The 18,436-nt window shown below is 59.6% G+C and carries 18 protein-coding genes; 5 read left to right on the top strand and 13 right to left on the bottom strand.

The genetic code is table 11. The annotated features are described in order from the left end of the window. Positions 1-62 precede the first annotated feature (62 nt). On the top strand, positions 63-1,226 hold the full coding sequence (locus ACR0B0_RS18590) for a benzoate/H(+) symporter BenE family transporter (protein WP_170351376.1): 1,164 nt from the start codon (positions 63-65) through the stop codon (positions 1,224-1,226). Between the two features lie 33 nt (positions 1,227-1,259). Then, positions 1,260-1,592, top strand: coding sequence for a DnaJ family domain-containing protein (locus tag ACR0B0_RS18585; RefSeq protein WP_170351377.1), 333 nt, complete (start codon positions 1,260-1,262; stop codon positions 1,590-1,592). On the opposite strand, the gene ACR0B0_RS18580 is transcribed toward ACR0B0_RS18585, so the two are convergent. Next, positions 1,593-2,375 carry a crotonase/enoyl-CoA hydratase family protein gene (locus tag ACR0B0_RS18580; protein ID WP_480649063.1) on the bottom strand — a complete coding sequence of 261 codons (783 nt, stop codon included), beginning with the start codon at positions 2,373-2,375 and terminating at the stop codon, positions 1,593-1,595. Between the two features lie 130 nt (positions 2,376-2,505). Between ACR0B0_RS18580 and ACR0B0_RS18575 the strand changes: the two genes are divergently transcribed. Next, complete coding sequence (locus tag ACR0B0_RS18575) at positions 2,506-3,612, top strand: pyridoxal phosphate-dependent aminotransferase (protein ID WP_170351379.1); 1,107 nt, start codon at positions 2,506-2,508, stop codon at positions 3,610-3,612. Here the strand turns inward: ACR0B0_RS18575 and ACR0B0_RS18570 are convergent. The 6 genes from ACR0B0_RS18570 to ACR0B0_RS18545 form a co-directional block, all read right to left on the bottom strand. Beyond that, positions 3,545-4,819: a pyridoxal-phosphate-dependent aminotransferase family protein gene (locus tag ACR0B0_RS18570; RefSeq protein WP_170351381.1), complete on the bottom strand. Its 1,275-nt coding sequence runs from the start codon at positions 4,817-4,819 to the stop codon at positions 3,545-3,547. The two genes, ACR0B0_RS18575 and ACR0B0_RS18570, sit on opposite strands and share 68 nt — an antisense overlap. Before the next feature lie 51 nt (positions 4,820-4,870). Continuing rightward, entirely contained in the window at positions 4,871-5,503 is a 633-nt protein-coding gene (gene eda / locus ACR0B0_RS18565) for a bifunctional 4-hydroxy-2-oxoglutarate aldolase/2-dehydro-3-deoxy-phosphogluconate aldolase (protein ID WP_480649061.1), read from the bottom strand. A gap of 5 nt (positions 5,504-5,508) precedes the next feature. After that, the gene (gene edd / locus ACR0B0_RS18560) at positions 5,509-7,314 is read right to left on the bottom strand and encodes a phosphogluconate dehydratase (protein WP_170351385.1); all 1,806 of its coding nucleotides are present in this window, start codon (positions 7,312-7,314) and stop codon (positions 5,509-5,511) included. 2 nt (positions 7,315-7,316) lie between these two features. Beyond that, positions 7,317-8,762: a glucose-6-phosphate dehydrogenase gene (gene zwf, locus ACR0B0_RS18555; RefSeq protein ID WP_480649059.1), complete on the bottom strand. Its 1,446-nt coding sequence runs from the start codon at positions 8,760-8,762 to the stop codon at positions 7,317-7,319. A gap of 138 nt (positions 8,763-8,900) precedes the next feature. Next, a complete protein-coding gene (gene ptsP, locus ACR0B0_RS18550; RefSeq protein WP_170398904.1) occupies positions 8,901-11,144 on the bottom strand; it encodes a phosphoenolpyruvate--protein phosphotransferase in 2,244 nt (747 codons plus the stop codon). Positions 11,145-11,190: 46 nt separating this feature from the next. Next, a complete protein-coding gene (locus tag ACR0B0_RS18545; protein WP_170351389.1) occupies positions 11,191-12,429 on the bottom strand; it encodes an aspartate kinase in 1,239 nt (412 codons plus the stop codon). A gap of 163 nt (positions 12,430-12,592) precedes the next feature. Here ACR0B0_RS18545 and ACR0B0_RS18540 point away from each other — a divergent pair, with 163 nt between their 5' ends. Continuing rightward, a complete protein-coding gene (locus tag ACR0B0_RS18540) occupies positions 12,593-12,946 on the top strand; it encodes a hypothetical protein (protein WP_170351390.1) in 354 nt (117 codons plus the stop codon). On the opposite strand, the gene ACR0B0_RS18535 is transcribed toward ACR0B0_RS18540, so the two are convergent. The 5 genes from ACR0B0_RS18535 to ACR0B0_RS18515 all read right to left on the bottom strand — a co-directional run bounded on the left by ACR0B0_RS18535 (position 12,940) and on the right by ACR0B0_RS18515 (position 15,984). After that, positions 12,940-13,578 carry an SDR family oxidoreductase gene (locus ACR0B0_RS18535; protein ID WP_480649057.1) on the bottom strand — a complete coding sequence of 213 codons (639 nt, stop codon included), beginning with the start codon at positions 13,576-13,578 and terminating at the stop codon, positions 12,940-12,942. The genes ACR0B0_RS18540 and ACR0B0_RS18535 overlap by 7 nt on opposite strands. A 3-nt stretch (positions 13,579-13,581) precedes the next feature. Continuing rightward, a complete protein-coding gene (locus tag ACR0B0_RS18530; RefSeq protein ID WP_170351392.1) occupies positions 13,582-14,037 on the bottom strand; it encodes a DUF1178 family protein in 456 nt (151 codons plus the stop codon). A 71-nt stretch (positions 14,038-14,108) separates the two neighbouring features. Further along, a complete protein-coding gene (locus tag ACR0B0_RS18525; RefSeq protein WP_170351393.1) occupies positions 14,109-14,573 on the bottom strand; it encodes an NUDIX hydrolase in 465 nt (154 codons plus the stop codon). Between the two features lie 119 nt (positions 14,574-14,692). After that, complete coding sequence (locus ACR0B0_RS18520) at positions 14,693-15,436, bottom strand: EcsC family protein (RefSeq protein ID WP_170379120.1); 744 nt, start codon at positions 15,434-15,436, stop codon at positions 14,693-14,695. Positions 15,437-15,489: 53 nt separating this feature from the next. Further along, positions 15,490-15,984: a GNAT family N-acetyltransferase gene (locus ACR0B0_RS18515; protein WP_170351397.1), complete on the bottom strand. Its 495-nt coding sequence runs from the start codon at positions 15,982-15,984 to the stop codon at positions 15,490-15,492. A 72-nt stretch (positions 15,985-16,056) separates the two neighbouring features. Between ACR0B0_RS18515 and ACR0B0_RS18510 the strand changes: the two genes are divergently transcribed. Beyond that, positions 16,057-16,662 carry a flavin reductase family protein gene (locus ACR0B0_RS18510; RefSeq protein WP_170351399.1) on the top strand — a complete coding sequence of 202 codons (606 nt, stop codon included), beginning with the start codon at positions 16,057-16,059 and terminating at the stop codon, positions 16,660-16,662. A 135-nt stretch (positions 16,663-16,797) separates the two neighbouring features. On the opposite strand, the gene ACR0B0_RS18505 is transcribed toward ACR0B0_RS18510, so the two are convergent. Continuing rightward, positions 16,798-18,432 carry a SulP family inorganic anion transporter gene (locus ACR0B0_RS18505; RefSeq protein WP_170351401.1) on the bottom strand — a complete coding sequence of 545 codons (1,635 nt, stop codon included), beginning with the start codon at positions 18,430-18,432 and terminating at the stop codon, positions 16,798-16,800. Positions 18,433-18,436: the final 4 nt, after the last annotated feature.

The following is an 18,436-nucleotide window of genomic DNA, read 5'->3' as shown; positions in this document are numbered from 1 at the left end:
CGGCCCTTGCCCCCACTTGCAAGCCCTTGCTAGCAAAGGCGGATATAACCCCGAGGTCTCAGATGGCACGCGCATTCCCCCCGATCCAAACCATCTCAACCGGGCTGGTGGTCGCCATTGTCGGGTTCTTCAGCTCTTTCCCTATCGTGTTGCAGGGACTGGCGGCCATGGGGGCCTCGGCGCAGGACTCCGCGTCGGGCCTGATGATGGCGGCCATTGCCATGGGAGTGACGGCCATCGGTCTCAGCTTGTGGTACCGGCAACCCATCAGCGTTGCGTGGTCCACTCCGGGCGTTGCGCTGTTGGCCGTGTCCGCGATGCCTGCAGCAGGGTTTTCTGACGCGGTCGGCGCGTTCCTGTGCGCGGGAGCGCTGACCGTGCTGGCCGGGCTGTGGCGACCTTTGGGACGGTTGGCGGCGGCCATCCCGACAACATTGGCGCAGGCAATGCTGGGTGGTGTTCTGTTGCCCCTGTGCATCTTGCCCTTCAAGGCCGCTGTTGAACTGCCCTGGCAGGCTTTGCCGGTGATCCTGACTTGGTTCATCGCAGGGCGGGTGAACCGCTTGTTTGCGGTTCCGGCAGCGGTTGTCGCCGCAGCAATTGTTGTGGTTCTGAATGCGGGCGACACGCCCGTCACGCCAACCCATCTTGTCGCCGCACCGGTCTGGACAATGCCAACCTTCTCGCTGGCCTCTGCCGTCGGTATTGGCCTGCCGCTGTTCATTGTCACCATGGCCACGCAGAACATCCCCGGTATCGCGGTGATGCGCAGCTTTGGCTACACACCCGCCCCCGGCAGGTTGTTCTCTTCGGTCGGTTCGGCCAGCATCCTGTCGGCCCCGTTTGGGGCGCCGGCCACCTGCCTTGCAGCGATCACCGCCGCCATGTGTTCCAACGAAGACAGCCACCCAAACCCGGCCCAACGGTATTGGTCGGCGGTGATGGCAGGCGTATTCTATTGCCTGTTTGGTGTATTCGCGGTGGCCATCACCGGGTTTGCCGTACATGCTGATCCGCTGCTGATGGGCACCCTGACAGGGATTGCGTTGATCGGAGTGCTTGCCAACGCCACCCACGCAGCGCTTGATGTTCCAGCGGAGAGGGAAGCCGCTATTTTGACATTTGCCATCACTGCTTCAGGTATCTCGGTCTTTGGTCTGGGCGCGGCAGTCTGGGGTTTGCTGGCTGGTGGCATTGCGTATCTGGTCACGAAGCGAATTCGCTAGCGGTGCTCACTCGGCTTGGGATATAGTTTGACCATGCTCGGATCGCTTGGAAAACTGATCGAACGCCAGATCAAAAAGGCACAGGCCGAGGGCCAGTTGCAGGGGCTCGAGGGTGAAGGCAAACCATTGCCGGATCGGTCGGGTGAGGCGCAGAGTGATCCGGCCATCGCCGCCGGGCACCGGATCATGGCGCAGGCCGGTGTGCTGCCGGAAGAGTTCGAGATCAGGAAAAAGCTTGATGCCGCCCGAAAGGATTACGCCGAGTTGACCGATGCAGATGCACGTAAAGCTGCCATGGCGCGCATCGCCGATTTGGAGATGCGGTACAACATGGCCCGAGATGCGCGACGGGCCTTTATGCGCTAGCTACTTGAATTCAGGTTTTCGCCCCTGCATCTGCGCCATCACAACCTCCATCTGATCAGGTTTTCCGATCAGTTCGACCTGTTCGGCGGATTCTTCCAACAGAACCTCGGCGCGGGTCTTGGTTTCGGCCACTTCGATCAGGCGCTTGGCGGCGCGAATGGCCGAGGGACTTTTGCCCGCGATGTCTTCGGCCAGCGCCAATGCCTCGGTCAGTGGATCGTCTGACAGTTTCGTCACCAACCCCCAGTCCGCCGCCTGCTGCGCGCCGATGGGACGCGCGGTGTAGGTCAGCAGGCGCAGTACGTCCGAGCGCACCAGATGTGGCAGTAAAACCATCCCACCCATGTCGGGAATAATGCCCCACTTCATCTCCATCACCGCCAGCTTGGCGTCGGGGTGTGCGATGCGAATATCCGCGCCCAGCGCGATTTGCAGCCCGCCACCATAAGCAACGCCCTGAATGGCGCAGATCACCGGAACTGGAACACGCCGCCAGATCAGGGCAAGTTCTTGCATATCATTCGCATCCCCGTGGCTGCGGGTCATCAGCCACTCAGTCGGGTCCATATGCGCCATCTTGGCAAAGCTGGCCATATCAAGCCCGGCGCAAAAACTCTTGCCCTCGCCCGACAGGACCACGGCGCGTGCGTCCGAGGCTGCGACCTCTTGCCCGGCAGACAGCAACGCCTTGATCATCGCGTCGTCCAGCGCGTTCATCTTGTCGCCGCGCGTCAGCGTGACATGGGCGATGTGGTCTTTGTACTCGACGGATACGCGGGTCATGCGGGCCTCCTGATCTTGTTGACCCAACCATGCCCGGAAGGTCTGCCAAGTTCCACCTCAACGTTGGGGCACTTCTGGCTGCGCGTCGCAGATGGTTGTCTGACGAGTGGGTATGGGGTTATCTCGCACCATGACTGACCCACGCTACACTCCGCTTGCCCTGTCACTGCCTGCAACCGTGCCCTTTGTCGGGCCGGAAACGCAGGAACGTCAGCGCGGCGCGCCCTTTGTCGCCCGGCTGGGGGCGAATGAAAGCATCTTTGGCCCTTCCCCCCGCGCTATCGAGGCGATGGCAGCAACGGACATCTGGAAATATGGTGACCCCGAAAGCCACGACCTGCGACATGCACTGGCCGATCATCACGGTGTAAAGCCGGAAAACATCGTGGTCGGAGAAGGCATTGATGGCCTGCTGGGTTATCTCGTGCGGTTGCTGGTTGGCCCCGGCGATACAGTTGTGACCTCGGACGGGGCGTATCCGACCTTCAACTACCACGTGGCCGGGTTTGGCGGCGCGTTGCACAAGGTGCCCTATCGTGACGATCACGAGGACCCCGCGGCGCTGTTTGCCAAAGCCGTCGAGGTGGACGCAAAACTGGTCTATCTGGCGAACCCCGACAACCCAATGGGCAGTTGGCATCAAGGCGCGGATATCCTGGCCGCGATGGAGGCCCTGCCTGCAGGATGCCTGCTGGTGCTGGACGAAGCCTATGTGGAATGCGCGCCAGAAGGCACCGCAGCCCCGGTTTCAGCCGATGATCCGCGTGTGATCCGGATGCGCACATTTTCCAAGGTGTATGGCATGGCCGGGGCGCGGGTTGGCTATGCGATCGGCGCGCCGGGATTGATCGAAGCTTTCAACAAGGTCCGCAACCATTTCGGAATGAACCGGGCTGCACAAGCGGGGGCCTTGGCGGCCTTGCAGGATGCCAACTGGCTGTCGCAAGTTCAGGCACAGATCGCTAAGGCACGCGACCGGATCGGCCAGATCGCACGGGAAAACGGCTTGGTACCCTTGCCCTCGGCCACCAATTTCGTGGCGATTGATTGCGGTGGCGATGGAGCGTTTGCCAAAGCGGTGCTTGAGGGGTTAGTGGCACAAGGGATATTTGTGCGCATGCCCTTTGCCGCCCCACAGAACCGTTGTATCCGCGTCAGCTGTGGTACGGTTACGGATCTGGATGCCTTTGCTGCAGCTCTGCCAAAGGCGCTGGCCACTGCGAAGGCCACGATTTGACCCGGGCTTTGGAGGGTTCAGCGGCCAACGCGGCAGCTGCGGCCTCAAGCGCACCCGAGCCGCGCGGGATGTTCAGGGCGGCCATGGCGGTTTCCACCCCTCCCAGCATCGCCATGACCATCTGGCCGTTCACGTGGCCCATATGCCCCAGACGGAAACAGCTGTTCTGATCCTCCATGCCCAGCCCAATGCCAAGGGTCAGGCCCAGCTGGCGCTCGGTATACTGGCGCAGTGGTGTTCCCCGCCCATCGGTCAGACGCAAGGCGGTAACCGCGTGGCTGCGATGGCCGGGGTTGGATACGTTTATCTCAAGCGCGCCACCTTCTGCCCAGACCTCGCATGCCGCCCAGATGGCCTTGGCGAGGTGATCATGGCGAGCCCAGACATTCTCGATCCCTTCAGCATGGATCATGTCGAGCGCTGCCCGCAGACCATACAGATGATGCGTCGGCGCGGTGCCGTTGAAGTATTGGTAAAACACCTGCGGGTTCACACGCGGCTGCCAGTCCCAGTATTGCGAGACGCGCGGCATCGTTGCCCGTTTGGCCTGTGCTTTGTCATTGAAGAACACAAATCCCACGCCCGCCGGGGTCATCAACCCCTTTTGGCAGGCCGACACCATGACATCGACGCCCCAGGCATCCATCTCGAATCGATCACAGCCCAGCGAGGCGATACAGTCCGCCATCAACAACGCCGGGTGGTTCAGATCGTCCAGCAACGCCCGCAACGCCGGGATATCGTTGCGGATCGAACTGGACGTGTCCACGTGAACCGCCAGCACGGCCTTGATTTGATGAGCCGTGTCAGCACGCAGGCTATCGGCGATGCGATCCATATCCCAAGGCGAGGATGCACCGAAATCGATCAGCTCGACCTCGGCGCCAACTCCGCGCGCCATCTCGGCCCATCCGTGGGTGAACAGGCCCGAGGCCGGGGCAAGCACCGTTTCCCCCGCTGCAATAACGTTGGACAGGGCTGCTTCCCAAGTGCCATGGCCGTTGGCAATATAGATGGCGACGTTGTGATCCGTGCCCGCCACGCGTTTCAGATCGCGTGTCAGGGTCGGCACCATCTCGATCAGCTCGCCGTCATAGATGTTGGGTGACGGGCGGTGCATGGCCTGAAGCACAGCGTCAGGCATGACCGAGGGTCCGGGAATCGCCAGATATTCGCGCCCCTGCGCAAGAGAGAGATGGTTTGTCATGGGATCAACCTGTTTGAATTGACGCCCAACCTAGCGCAGCAAAAAGCCGCGTCAATCCATCAGCTTTGAGGCGTCACGCGCAAGGGCTTCGATCCCGGCCCAATCACCGCTCTGCACCATCTGTTTGGGCGCAACCCAGCTGCCGCCAGCGCAGGCGACATTCGTCAACGACAGGTAATCGCTGGCATTGGCTGGCGAAACACCACCCGTCGGACAGAACGTGATCTGCGGCAGCGGCGCGCCGATGGCTTTCAACGCGAGCGCGCCGCCAGAGGCCTCAGCGGGGAAGAACTTCAGCATGTCATAGCCTTTTTCCAGCAGGCGCATCGCCTCGCTGGCCGTGGCCGCGCCGGGCAGCAGAGGCAGGCCTTCGGCCTCACACGCTGCAATCAATACGTCTGTTGCGCCGGGCGAAACACCGAACTGCGCGCCTGCCTCTTTTGCGGCGCGTACGTCTTCGGGGGTGACCAGCGTGCCAGCGCCCACCACCCCACCGGGCACCTGCGCCATAGCCCGGATGGCATCCAGTGCCGCCGGAGTGCGCAAGGTCACCTCCAGGGCGGGTAAGCCACCTGCCACCAACGCTTCGGCCAAAGGCCGGGCTTGCGCGGCATCGTCGACGACCAGAACCGGAACGATAGGTGCCAGCTCGCAGATTTCGCGGGTTCGTTGGGTTTTTGACATGAAGATTACACTCCGAAAATGCTAGCACCCGCGTCGGCAGACCCGACGTTGTTGCGAAATACGGCGAACAGATCCCGTCCGACCCCGTGCTGATTGGCGGACAGATCCGCAGTGACCGGGGTGCGATCCAACACACCCGGAGTGAGGATTTCCAATTCGCCTTTCACTGCGTCAACGCGCAGCACATCACCATCCTGGAGATAGGCAATTGCACCGCCCTCCAGCGCCTCGGGGCAGACATGGATCGCGGCGGGAACCTTGCCCGAGGCACCTGACATACGGCCATCCGTGACCAACGCCACCTTTTGGCCCCTGCCCTGGAGGATCGCCAGGATTGGCGTCAGTGAATGCAATTCGGGCATGCCATTGGCCTTTGGTCCCTGGAAGCGGACCACAACGATCACGTCCCCGGTGAAGTCGCCCGCCTTGAAGGCCGCCTTGACCTCGGCCTGATCATGGAAAACACGCACGGGCGCTTCGACGATCTGATGTTCGGGCGCGACTGCGGAAACCTTCATAACGGCGGTGCCCAGATTGCCAGTCAGGCGTGACAGTCCACCGGTGGGCTGGAAAGGATCTTTGGCGGGGCGGACAATCTTGTCGTTCAGGCTGTGGCCCGCGCCCTCTTCCCAGACCAGATCGCCGTCTTTCAGCTTGGGTTCCTTGGTGTAATTGTGCAGGCCCTGCCCTGCGACTGTCAGGGTGTCCGGGTGCAAAAGCCCATCGTCGAGCAGCGTGCCGATGCAATACCCCAAACCACCAGCTGCATGGAAATGGTTCACATCCGCCAAACCGTTGGGATAGACCCGCGCGACCAGTGGGACGACGGCGGAAATATCGGAAAAATCCTGCCAATCCAAAACGATACCACCCGCCCGTGCCATTGCGATCAGGTGGATCAGCAAGTTGGTCGAGCCACCGGTAGCCATCAGCCCGACGATGCCATTCACGAAGGCTCGCTCATCCAACACCTGATAAACCGGCGTGTAGTTATTGCCCAACGCGCTGAGTGACAGGGCACGGCGCGCACCCTCTTCGGTCAAGGCATCCCGCAGCGGCGTGTTCGGATTGATGAAGCTAGAGCCCGGCAGGTGCAGCCCCATGAACTCCATCAGCATCTGGTTGGTGTTGGCAGTACCGTAGAAGGTACAGGTGCCAGGGCCGTGATAAGCAGCCATTTCGGCGGCCATAAGCTCATCGCGGCCAATTTCTCCGGCAGCGAATTTCTGGCGCACCTTGGCCTTTTCATCATTGGGCAGGCCGCTGGTCATCGGGCCTGCGGGCAGGAACACGGCGGGCAAATGGCCGAAGGCCTGCGCCCCAATTATCAGACCGGGAACAATCTTGTCGCAAACGCCAAGGAAAACAGCTGCGTCGTAGGTATTGTGGCTCAGCGCGACGCCCGTGGCCAATGCAATCACATCGCGCGAAAACAGCGACAGCTCCATCCCGGCCTCGCCTTGGGTGACGCCGTCGCACATGGCAGGTACACCACCTGCAACTTGCGCAGTGCCACCGGCAGTGCGGATCGCATCGCGGATCAGGCCAGGGTAGCGTTCAAACGGCTGGTGAGCTGAAAGCATGTCGTTATAAGCGGTCACAATACCAAGGTTTCCGGCGGCGCCGGTCGCCATCGCCTGTTGATCTGTCCCCGCCCCAGCATAAGCATGGGCCTGACCGCTGCAGGACAGATGCGCGCGAGCCGGGCCTTTGGATTTGGCCTGTTCCATCCGTTCCAGATGCGGGCCACGCAGGTCGGCGCTGCGGTCGATGATCCGCTGGGTGACGTCAGTGATAACAGAATGAACCATGGTTAACCTCCGATCTGACGCCAGCGACGTCCGTCGCGGTGCATCAGCATCAATGCTTCTTCGGGGCCCGAACTGCCCTGATCATAGCGTGCCGGGCGATCGCCGCGATCTTCCCAGCCTTGAATGATGGGATCGACCCAAGCCCAGGCGGCCTCGGCCTCGTCTCCGCGCATGAACAGGGTCTGGTCGCCACGTATGACGTCCATAATCAGCCGCTCATAGGCATCCGGCGCGCTGGCCTCGACGCCCAAAGCGTCGGCAAAACTCATGTCCAGCGCCACATCAGACAGGCGGAACCCGCCTGGGCCTGGATCTTTGATGGTGGTGCGTAGGGTGATGCCCTCGTCCGGTTGCAGGCGGATCACTAGCACGTTCCCGTGCAGCGGGCCAACATTCGGAAAGATCGTATGCGGCGGGTCACGAAAGAACACGGCAATCTCGGATTCCCGCGCCCGCAGCCGCTTGCCGGTGCGCAGATAGAACGGAACACCCGCCCACCGCCAGTTGCCCAGATGTACCTTCAGCGCGATGAAGCTTTCCGTACGACTGCCGGGGTTGCCAACGTGATCGACATAACCACCCTGCCCGTGTTCGGCGCGGTATTGGCCGCGCGCGATATCTTTCTGCTCAACAGGCTCCAACGCTTCGATCACCTTGACCTTTTCATCGCGCACAGCGTTGGGCGCAAATTTCGACGGCGGTTCCATCGCCGTCAGACACAAAAGCTGTACCAAGTGGTTCTGAATCATGTCCCGCATGGCACCGGACTGGTCATAATAAGCGCCGCGCCCTTCAACGCCCACAGTTTCAGCAACCGTGATCTGTACGTGGTCAATATGGGTCGAGTTCCATAGCGGTTCGAACAGGGAATTGGCAAAACGCAGGGCCATCAGGTTCTGAACCGTCTCTTTGCCCAGATAGTGGTCGATCCGGTAAATCTGATGTTCTTCGAAGCAGGTACGCAGCCCCTCGTTCAACGCTTTGGCGGACGCCAGATCATGACCAAAGGGTTTTTCCACCACGATGCGGCTGTCTGATGTGGCCAACCCGTGTTGGTTCAGCCGGTGCGCAATGCCCGAAAACAAGCCAGGCCCCACCGACAAATAGAACGCTCGCACGACGTCAGGGCGCAATGCTTTGGCCAAATTCGACCAGCCGGTATCGCCTGACGCATCAACAGGGACATACGAGACCCGGCTGAGAAAGCGATCCAGAACGTCCTTTTTGAATTCCGGCGCAAACTCCGCCATCGAGGCGCGTATCTGATCGCGGAACGCATCACTGTCCATGTCCGATCGCGCCGAGCCGATGATACAGGCGTCCTCGGGCATCTGCCCGACCTCAAAGCGGTGATACAGGCCCGGCAGAATTTTACGTTGCGCCAGATCGCCGGTCGCTCCGAACAGCACCAGATCGAACGGGTTAACCGGAATTACGCGTGAAACCATCGACGGGCTCCTTCAGTTCTACCTCTGCCAACATAGCACCAGAAAGTCGCAGCACTTGTGGTTTGAGCGATGTTAACGCTAACATTTGCAATTTGCATAAGCAATGCAGATGCAGAAAGCAAGCCCGGATTTGGGATGTCAGCCCTGATTGCGCAGCCACTCCATGACGGCGGGGCGCACCGATTGCTCACCCCGGTGCCGCGCATCCGCGATGATCTTGCGCAAAGATTGCAGATCGGCCCGCAGCAACACGCTTTTGACCGGACCGATCGAGGCCGGACGCATGGACAGTGTCCGAATACCCATCGCGGCCAGGCACAGCGCCTCAACCGGGCGACCGGCATCCTCACCGCAGAACGAAAGCGGCGTATTGGAGGAGTTGCAGCGCTCAACGATCTGCGCGATAAAACTCAGAAAGCTGACATTCAGCGTGTCATAGCGACGACGCACCAGTTCATTTTCACGGTCAGCAGCAAAGAAGAACTGCTTCAGATCATTGCCTCCGACCGAGACAAAATCGACCTCGTCAAAGAACTTTTGCGGCGCAAAGGCCAGCGATGGGGTTTCCAGCATCGCCCCGACCTCAAGCGTTTCGGGCAGGATATGACCCAGACGCTTTTCACGCTCGATGGTTTTATTGACCTCCCAGCGGGCCTCGTAGAACTCGTCGGCTTGCGCCACGAAGGGGAACATGATCGACAAGGGGCGGCCATTGGCGGCACGCAAGAGGGCCTGCAACTGCATCCGCATCACGCCGCGTTTGTCCAGACCGACGCGGATCGCGCGCCAGCCCAGCGCCGGGTTCGGTTCCGCCACGTGCTTCATGTAAGGCAGAACCTTGTCGGACCCGATATCCAACGTGCGAAAGATCACGCGCTTGCCTTCAGCAGCGTCCAGAACCCGTTGATATTGTGTCACCAATTCTGACCGCTTGGGCATCTGGTTGCGGATCAGGAACTGCAGCTCGGTTCGGAACAAGCCCACGCCCTCGGCCCCTGAATTATTCAATGAGGGTAGATCAGCCATCAGCCCCGCATTCATTACCAGATTGATCCGCTCCCCATCCCGCGTCACTGTCGGGGTTTCACGAATTGAGGCATAGCGTTCCTGCGCCTTGGCCTGCATCGCGATTTTATCTCGCACAGCGTTTGCCACGGTGTCTTCGGGACGCAGATGGACAATGCCCTGATCCCCATCGACCAGGATATGGTCGCCGTTCAGCGCCTCGGTCGTGATCCGGCCCACATGTACTACCAACGGAATAGCCAACGCACGTGCCACGATAGTGGCATGACTGCCGACCGAGCCTTCCTCAAGCACGATGCCTTTCAGTGATCGTCCGTATTCCAGCAGGTCTCCGGGACCGATATTGCGGGCGATCAGGATCGGATCAGGTGGCAGGTCAGCGCCATTTGTATTGCCTTGGCCTGTCAGAATGCGCAGCAACCGGTTGGACAGGTCATCCAGATCAGCCAGCCGTTCACGCAAATACGGATCGGTTACCTGCCCCATCCGCGCGCGGGCCTGCGATTGTTCTTTTTCAACCGCTGCCTCGGCGCTTAGGCCCAGGGCGATGTCCTCTTCCATCCGGCGCATCCAGCCTTTGGAATTGGCAAACATGCGATAAGCCTCAAGGACTTGAAGCTGTTCCTTGTCGCCGCCCTGCGAGATTTCAAGCATCTTGTCGACGCCAACGCGCAGCTCTTCGACCGCTTCATTCAGGCGTTCACGTTCGCGATGTGGATCATCGGCAATCGGGTTGGTGACCACGACGCGGGGCTCATGCAGCCAGACATGACCTTCGGCGTATCCTTCCTGTGCGGGACCACCGCTCAGCTGTACTGATTGCTGGTGCAGGGGCGACAGGGCCGCACCCTCGCCGATAAAGGCGCCCAGCTCGGCCATCTCGGCCAGAACCATGGCGACGACCTCCAGCGCATAAACCTCATCCGCCGAAAACTGGCGCGCCTCGCGGGATTGCACCACCAGAACGCCCAGTTTTTCACCCAGCCGTTGAACCGGCACGCCCAGAAAGGACGAAAACCGTTCTTCGCCGGTTTCCGGCATATAGCGGAAGCCTTTGGCCGACGGCGCGTCAGGGGTATTCACGACCTTGCCAGATTGGGCGACGCGGCCAACCAGACCTTCGCCCATACGCATCCGGGTCTTGTGCACCGCTTCGGGTGCCAAGCCTTCGGTGGCGCACAGCTCCAACGTGTCTTCGTCGCGAAACAGATAGACCGAGCAGACCTCGGCCCGGATGCTGTCGGCGATCAGATGCGTAATCCGGTCAAGACGTTCCTGACCGGCGGCTTCGCTCGCCATTTCTTCGCGCAGCCGCCCAAGCAGCTTGCGGGATTCTGTTTCGGTGCCGTCCGCCATGGCCCAACCAAATTATTGTGTCAGGCGAAATCCTTGGCTGAAATGCTCAGGCCGCCTTGTCCAGTTCAAAGGCATCATGCAGTGCCTGAACCGCAAGTTCCATGTATTTCCGATCCACAAGGACGGAAATTTTTATCTCAGAGGTTGTAATGACCTTAATGTTGATCCCCTCATCCGAGAGTATCTTGAACATTTTGGCCGCAACACCCGACTGAGAACGCATTCCGATGCCCACCACCGAGACCTTGCAGACATCTTCGTCCGCAACCAGTTCGGCATAGTTCAGCTCACCCGCGTCCTTGATCGCCAACAACGCTTTCTCGGCACGCGCGACCTGATCGGTCGGGCACGAGAAGGTCATGTCGGTGCGCCCCTCGTCCGAAATATTCTGAACGATCATGTCCACGTTCACGCCCTCATCGCTGAGCGCGGTAAAGATGATCGAGGCGATACCGGGTCGGTCCGCCACCGAAACGACGGTCATCTTAGCCTCGTCACGGGAATAGGCCACACCGGCCACAACATTGGATTCCATGATATCCTCCTCGTCAACGACCAGCGTTCCGGCCTCGTCGGATTGTTCCTCGAAACTTGAGAGAACGCGCAGTTTCACCTTATACCGCATCGCCAGCTCGACCGAGCGGGTTTGCAGCACCTTGGCCCCCAGCGAGGCCAGTTCGAGCATCTCTTCGAACGAAATACGGTCCAGTTTGCGCGCTTTTTCACAGATGCGCGGGTCGGTGGTATAGACGCCGTCCACATCCGTATAAATATCGCAACGCTCGGCGCCGAACGCGGCGGCAAAGGCCACGGCGGTGGTGTCCGAACCGCCCCGGCCCAGCGTGGTGATGCGCCCTTCGGGGCTGATGCCCTGAAAGCCTGCGACAACGGCCACTTTCATGCCTTCGTCGAATTTTTGGGTCAGATTTTCGGTCGGAATTTCTTCGATCCGGGCCTGACTGTGGGCACTGGTGGTCATCAGCGGCACCTGCCAGCCCTGCCAGCTGCGCGCGGGAATATCCATTTCCTGCAACGTCAGCGCCATCAGACCGGCGGTCACGTTCTCGCCCGAGGACACCACGGCGTCATATTCACGCGCATCAAATAGGGGCGAGGTTTCGTTGACCCATCCCACCAACTCATTGGTCTTGCCCGACATTGCCGAGACAATGACGATCACGTCATAGCCCTTGGCCACCTCAACACCGATGCGTTTCGCCGCGCGGCGGATACGGTCAAGGTTGGCAACCGACGTGCCACCGAATTTCATTACGAGTACGGGCATGGGGGTGGTCTCTCCGCGCCTTGGAATTCAGGTTCCGTGCGTCTTATGCGAGGGGGGCCCCAAGGGCAAGGGTTCAAAACCGCCCCGAATGCCGCATGGGGCTGCTTTACATCCGGCAGCGAGGCTGTCAGCCTTAGCCATCGAATTTTCCAAGAGGTTTTCCATGTTCCGCCTTGCCCTCGCAGTTGTCCTGCTGTCTTCCCCTGCCCTTGCACAGGTTTCAACTCTGGCCGCAACTGACGGCAAGAATGCTTTGGGCACTGTGCCCTGCGCCTCGGGCGGCGCACCGCTCGACAGCTGCCATGCCGAATTGCGCCACCATGACGACGGCACGACGACGTTGGCTGTGTCATTGGGCGGCGGTGAAGTGCGCAGCATCTATTTCACCGATGGCGTGCCGAATTCCAGCAGTTCACCTGCCAAGATCAGCCATGAAACACGTGGCGACCTGACCGTGATTTTCATCGACCCGGATGAGGTCTACGAAATCCCCACCGCAGCGTTGATACGTCAGTAAGCGTGGGGGCGACCGTCCCAGTTTTCGAAACAACCCGTTGTTTCCAGTGACAACGCATCGAACCTTTCAATCAGGCCCTCTGCGGCCTGATCCAGGGTGATATCGGCTTCGGGCCCGCCCATATCGGTCTGCACCCAGCCCGGGTGATAGATACCTACGGCAATTCCATCATCGCGCAAATCCGTGGCCAGATTGCGTCCCAGACTCAAGGCTGCGGCCTTTGACGCGCGGTAGATATAGCTGCCTCCCGGCGCGCGGGTGTGCGAGGCCATCGTCGATGAAATAATCGCAATCTTTCCCCGCGCGGCCCGCAGGTTCGGCAACAAAGCCTGAACGGTTAGAAACACGCCTGTCACGTTGATGGCAAAGCTTTGCGCCCACATGTCAGCGGGATAACCGTCAATGCTCTGCCCTTTGTCCAGATAGACCCCGGCGTTGCAGATCAGCAAATCGACGGGTTGATCTGCCAGATACGTGGCCACGTCGGAATGTTGCGAAGGGTCGGTAACATCCAGAACCACCTGCGCACTGCCATCCCGCGCGGTGCCGGTCAGCTTGTCCCCGCGGGCCCGGTAATTGTCAGCCAGCGTTCGGCCAATGCCACGATTGACCCCCGTAATAACTACATGCACAGCTTAATTTGTCTTTCTGCTGGGAACAAAAGGCAAAGGTGCCACTGGAACCCCATCGTCGATCAGGGCCTGCGCTTCGTCCGGCTTGGCCTCACCATAGATCGCACGCTCGGGCGCATCACCAAGATGGATTTTGCGCGCTTCGCTGGCAAAATCCTTACCCACATAGTCCGAGTTCTCTTCGACCTTGCGGCGCAGCTCGGCCAGCACCTTTTCAATGTCTGGCGCAGGGGCGGCCACATCTATCGTTTCAGCCTCGGGCATGGGGGCGATGGTCTTTGCCACGGCCTCACGGGCCGGGCGAACACGTGGGGTCATGATAGCCTTTTCAACATCCGCACATCCACACACAGCGCATGTGACCATGCCCGTGGATGCCAGTTTGTCGTAAGCGGCGGCCGATTGGAACCAACTGTCAAATGTATGGCCGTTGCTGCATTTCAATGCGTATTGAATCATGATCCGTCCAAATGTCGGTTGTCGAATTGATAACCACAGACATGGCAATATCAAGCCCTACCAGAGGCATCTTAGCGCATGATTGGCTCAAGTTTTTGAAACATTTGCCCAAGTTCGGGGAAATTGACGTGAACTGCGGCTTTTTTCGGCACAAACCATTGTCTCTGCCGCTGTTTGAATTCGGGAAAACACGCAGCAACCGATGTCACCAATAACGGAAAGACATCCACAACGCACAATACTGCGCCTTTTTTCTGATGACGTTTTCGATAGCAAAACTGCCCCATTGCCTGCGTGTCGCACTCTCCTCGAATGCCGGCCTCTTCCCACGCCTCCTGGCCTGCGGTCTGAGACGCAGTCAGCCCATCAATCAGCCACCCTTTGGGAATGATCCAACGGCGTGATTTGCGCGTTGTAATCAACAGCACTTCGGGTTGCCCTTGCTCAACACGATAGCACAAAGCCGCCGATTGCTGCAGCACCGGCAGGTGCCGGGCAATGTTGGAAACATGAGGCGAAAGCCTTGCGTCAATCACGCCGAGCCGCCTTTCATATGGATATTTGCCTGTTTGCCCGCGTTGTTTTGGTTTATTTAGCGGACGCTCAAATCATCAATACCATATGCGGTGAAATTCTCCAAGCCTTTGAAGAAAAATCACATTCGGGCGGCAAGTTTGCGCACCAGTTCATCGTGGGGAATATCGGCATCGACCGCCAAACGGCGCAGGCCGAAATGCACGCGGGCAATCTGCTGGTAATACCGCGTGTAGACATAGTTGGTGCCGCCTCCGGCAATGGCCCCCAATACCGGCACGGATTGCGCCGCCAATTTCTGCCCCAACACAACTGACAGCCGCGGAGCGACCGCTGCGATCAATTTCTGCATGGCAGGTCCTGTCAAGGTCAACCTGACCGAGAAGAACCCCAGATCGGCACCGTCGTCATTGGACAAAGGCCCGGCGGCGGACAGGACACGCACGCAATCAAATTTCACACCATCTTCCGACGGATCAAACCCTTCGCGCGCAGCCGCCCCTTGTATGGCACGCAACAGCATCGCGGTCGTCGCAGGTAATTCCATCAATGCAGTGGACATTCCGCCCAACCCTCCGGCTGCACCCATGGCCGTGGTTACCGCGGTGTTGACCCAGGGATGCTGGTCCGGCACAGCCCGTCTTGACCCTTCGGCAGCATGCATTGCCAACCACAGGGCCTGTTCCGTCGCACCCGTAAGGCCCTGCCTGATCGGTTCGGGCAATTGCTCCAACAAGGATTCTGCCGAACCTCCGAGGCTATTCAACAGCTTGACGCCCGGCCCTCCGGCCGTTCGGTAGTACCCCGCCAATCGGTCCAGTTCCGCCTCAGCATCCAGCTTTTCAACAAGAACCACGTCCTGCATAGATACCCTCCTGCCCATTAGACATCGGGATTTATGGCCAAGGTTTCAATAGTTCAGCGAGTCCAACGGGTAACAAGCCCGTCCACCCCGTCCCATACACCCGAGAATAATTCCAGCCCCAGAATTCGGTCCGGGTTGGTCGGAGGGGGCATTTCAACCCCATTCAGACGGGAAAACCCGAACCGGGCATAATAAGGTGCATCACCAACCAACATGACCCGATCCCAGCCCATCGCCCGGCCAGCTTCGATACCTTCGTGGATCAGAAAGCCCCCAAGACCCTCGCCTTGATGGGTCGGGTGTACGGCTACCGGCCCCAGCAGCAAGGCATCGTGATCACCCACATGCACCGGCCAGAACCGAATAGCCCCAGCCAGAATGCCCTGCCCGTCACGCGCAACCAAAGACAAGCCTGAAACCGGCGGCACATCATCGCGCAGACGATACGAAGACAGCGCCTCGCGCCCGGGCGCAAAGCACAGGTCATAGAGGGCTTCGACCTCCCACCAATCATCCGGCTCTTCCGGCCTGATCCCGAACTGCTGCACCTCAGCCCTCTTTTCCTTGCTGGCATTCGCCCTAGCACTTCGCTACGCCTTGGGCAAACGCTTGGAGTAGAGATGTTCTATCGACCCGAAGACGGCCATGGTCTGCCGCACAATCCATTCAACGCTGTTATTACCCCCCGCCCGATCGGTTGGATCTCCACCCGCAGCCCCGATGGGATCAACAATCTAGCACCTTATTCCTTCTTCAACGGGGTCGCCTACACGCCCCCACAGGTGATGTTCGCTTCAACGGGCACCAAACACGATCAGGACGGCGGTAAGGACAGTGTTTCGAACATCGAAGCAACCGGTGTGTTCTGCGTGAACGTGGTGGCACACGCACACCGCGATGCGATGAACGCCAGTTCCGCAGGCCTGCCCAAACATCACGATGAATTCGAACATGCTGGCCTGACACCGGTTGGATGCGAAACCATCCCCTGCGCTCGAGTCGAGGGCGTCCCGGCTGCTCTGGAATGCAAATTGACCAAGATTGTCGATCTGCCGGGCGAGGCAAATCGGGTTGTTTTCGGAGAAGTAACCGGTGTCCACCTGCGAGACGATTGTTTGAGGGATGGAATATTCGACGTGACGACCTTCAACCCGCTCGCCCGGCTTGGATATCGGGACTATTCAGTCGTAACCGAGTTGTTCTCGCTTAGTCGCCCAGACGATTAGGAATTACAGGGGGGCGCTGCCCCCGCCGCCCTTTGGGCGCCTCCCCCGAGGTATTTTCAGCCAGATGAAGCAGGGGATCCTGTATTCATCTGGTCGCAAATACCTCGGAGCGCGAGGCAGAGCCTCGCAAAATACTCAGTGGCCGCCCAGAATGCCGGTGCGAACAGAATAATCCACCGCCAGTTGGTAATCGGGGTCATCATCGCTGTCGACCATCAGATGCCCTGCTTTGTTCAGCAGCTTGTGGCAATCGCGGCTGAGGTGGCGCAGCATGACGCGTTTGCCTGCGGCCTCGTACTTCGACGCGACGTTTTCGATGGCCTGCAGCGCGGACTGGTCCACAACCCGGCTTTCTGCAAAATCCACGATCACCGTGTCAGGATCACTTGGCACATCGAACAACTCGACAAAACCCTCGGAGGAACCAAAGAACAGAGGCCCTTGGATTTCGTAGACTTTTGCGCCTTTTTCGGTTTCCGATTCACGCGTGATGGCATGGATACGCTTGGCGTTGTTCCACGCATAGGCCAGCGCGGAGACGATGACACCAACCACAACCGCGACCGCAAGGTCTTCCATCACCGTCACCACAGTCACCAGAACGATCACGAACGCGTCCGTCAACGGCACCTTGCGCATGATCTTGAACGAGTTCCAGGCGAATGTACCGATCACCACCATAAACATCACCCCGACCAGTGCGGCCAGCGGGATTTGCTCGATCAGCGGTGAGGCAAACAAGATGAACACCAGCAGGAATAGCGCCGCCGCGATACCGGCGATACGGGTCCGGCCACCGGACTTCACGTTGATCATCGACTGACCAATCATTGCGCAGCCGCCCATGCCACCGAAGAAACCGGTGGCGACGTTGGCAACGCCTTGCGCGATGCATTCCTGCGAAGCTCCGCCGCGCTTACCGGTGATCTCTCCAACAAGGTTCAACGTCAGCAGGGATTCGATCAGGCCGATTGCTGCCAGAATGACGGCATAGGGCAGGATAATTTCAAAAGTTTCCCAGGTCAGCGGCACCATCGGGATGTGGAACGGCGGCAAACCTCCCTCGATAGACGCCAGGTCACCGACGCGAGGCACGTCCAAACCAAAGCCAATCACCAGCGCGGCAACGACAAAAATACCGGCTAGCGGCGCAGGAATGATGCGCGTGATACGCGGCATGACCCAGATCACCGCCATGGTCAGTGCGACCAGGCCCAGCATCGTGTAAAGCTGCAGACCCGAAAGCCATTCGCCGCCACCTACGCCATGGCCGGTGTTTTCCATGGTGCCAGGCACTTTGAACTGACCCAACTGCGCCAAGAAAATCACGATAGCCAGACCATTCACAAAGCCCAGCATCACCGGATGCGGCACCAGCCGGATGAACCGGCCCCAATGCATGGCCCCGGCGATCACTTGCAGGATACCCATCAACACCACGGTCGCGAACAAGTATTCAACCCCGTGTTGGGCTACCAGCGCCACCATTACAACGGCCAGCGCCCCGGTCGCACCCGAAATCATGCCCGGACGGCCACCAATCAACGCCGTAATAAGACCAACCATAAAGGCCGCGTACAAACCAACCAGCGGATGCACGCCGGCCACAAAGGCAAAGGCCACTGCTTCGGGCACCAACGCCAGCGCCACAGTCAGACCGGACAGCAGTTCGATCCGCAGGCGCGAGGCGGTCAGCCCTTCGTCCGGCACCCAACGAAGATCGGGTTTAGCTATACGATTGGCAAAGCTTGCCAGCATGGCTCGGGGCATGGGA

Source organism: Ruegeria sp. BA12 (assembly GCF_056539625.1).
This window is presented reverse-complemented; position numbering and strand designations above follow the sequence as displayed.

Excerpts from the sequence above, each read along its gene's own strand:
- ACR0B0_RS18590 (WP_170351376.1), top strand. The coding sequence starts at position 63 with ATGGCACGCGCATTCCCCCCGATCCAAACCATCTCAACCGGGCTGGTG.
- ACR0B0_RS18585 (WP_170351377.1), top strand. The coding sequence starts at position 1,260 with ATGCTCGGATCGCTTGGAAAACTGATCGAACGCCAGATCAAAAAGGCA.
- ACR0B0_RS18580 (WP_480649063.1), bottom strand. The coding sequence starts at position 2,375 with ATGACCCGCGTATCCGTCGAGTACAAAGACCACATCGCCCATGTCACG.
- ACR0B0_RS18575 (WP_170351379.1), top strand. The coding sequence starts at position 2,506 with ATGACTGACCCACGCTACACTCCGCTTGCCCTGTCACTGCCTGCAACC.
- ACR0B0_RS18570 (WP_170351381.1), bottom strand. The coding sequence starts at position 4,819 with ATGACAAACCATCTCTCTCTTGCGCAGGGGCGCGAATATCTGGCGATT.
- eda (WP_480649061.1), bottom strand. The coding sequence starts at position 5,503 with ATGTCAAAAACCCAACGAACCCGCGAAATCTGCGAGCTGGCACCTATC.
- edd (WP_170351385.1), bottom strand. The coding sequence starts at position 7,314 with ATGGTTCATTCTGTTATCACTGACGTCACCCAGCGGATCATCGACCGC.
- zwf (WP_480649059.1), bottom strand. The coding sequence starts at position 8,762 with ATGGTTTCACGCGTAATTCCGGTTAACCCGTTCGATCTGGTGCTGTTC.
- ptsP (WP_170398904.1), bottom strand. The coding sequence starts at position 11,144 with ATGGCGGACGGCACCGAAACAGAATCCCGCAAGCTGCTTGGGCGGCTG.
- ACR0B0_RS18545 (WP_170351389.1), bottom strand. The coding sequence starts at position 12,429 with ATGCCCGTACTCGTAATGAAATTCGGTGGCACGTCGGTTGCCAACCTT.
- ACR0B0_RS18540 (WP_170351390.1), top strand. The coding sequence starts at position 12,593 with ATGTTCCGCCTTGCCCTCGCAGTTGTCCTGCTGTCTTCCCCTGCCCTT.
- ACR0B0_RS18530 (WP_170351392.1), bottom strand. The coding sequence starts at position 14,037 with ATGATTCAATACGCATTGAAATGCAGCAACGGCCATACATTTGACAGT.
- ACR0B0_RS18520 (WP_170379120.1), bottom strand. The coding sequence starts at position 15,436 with ATGCAGGACGTGGTTCTTGTTGAAAAGCTGGATGCTGAGGCGGAACTG.
- ACR0B0_RS18510 (WP_170351399.1), top strand. The coding sequence starts at position 16,057 with ATGTTCTATCGACCCGAAGACGGCCATGGTCTGCCGCACAATCCATTC.
- ACR0B0_RS18505 (WP_170351401.1), bottom strand. The coding sequence starts at position 18,432 with ATGCCCCGAGCCATGCTGGCAAGCTTTGCCAATCGTATAGCTAAACCC.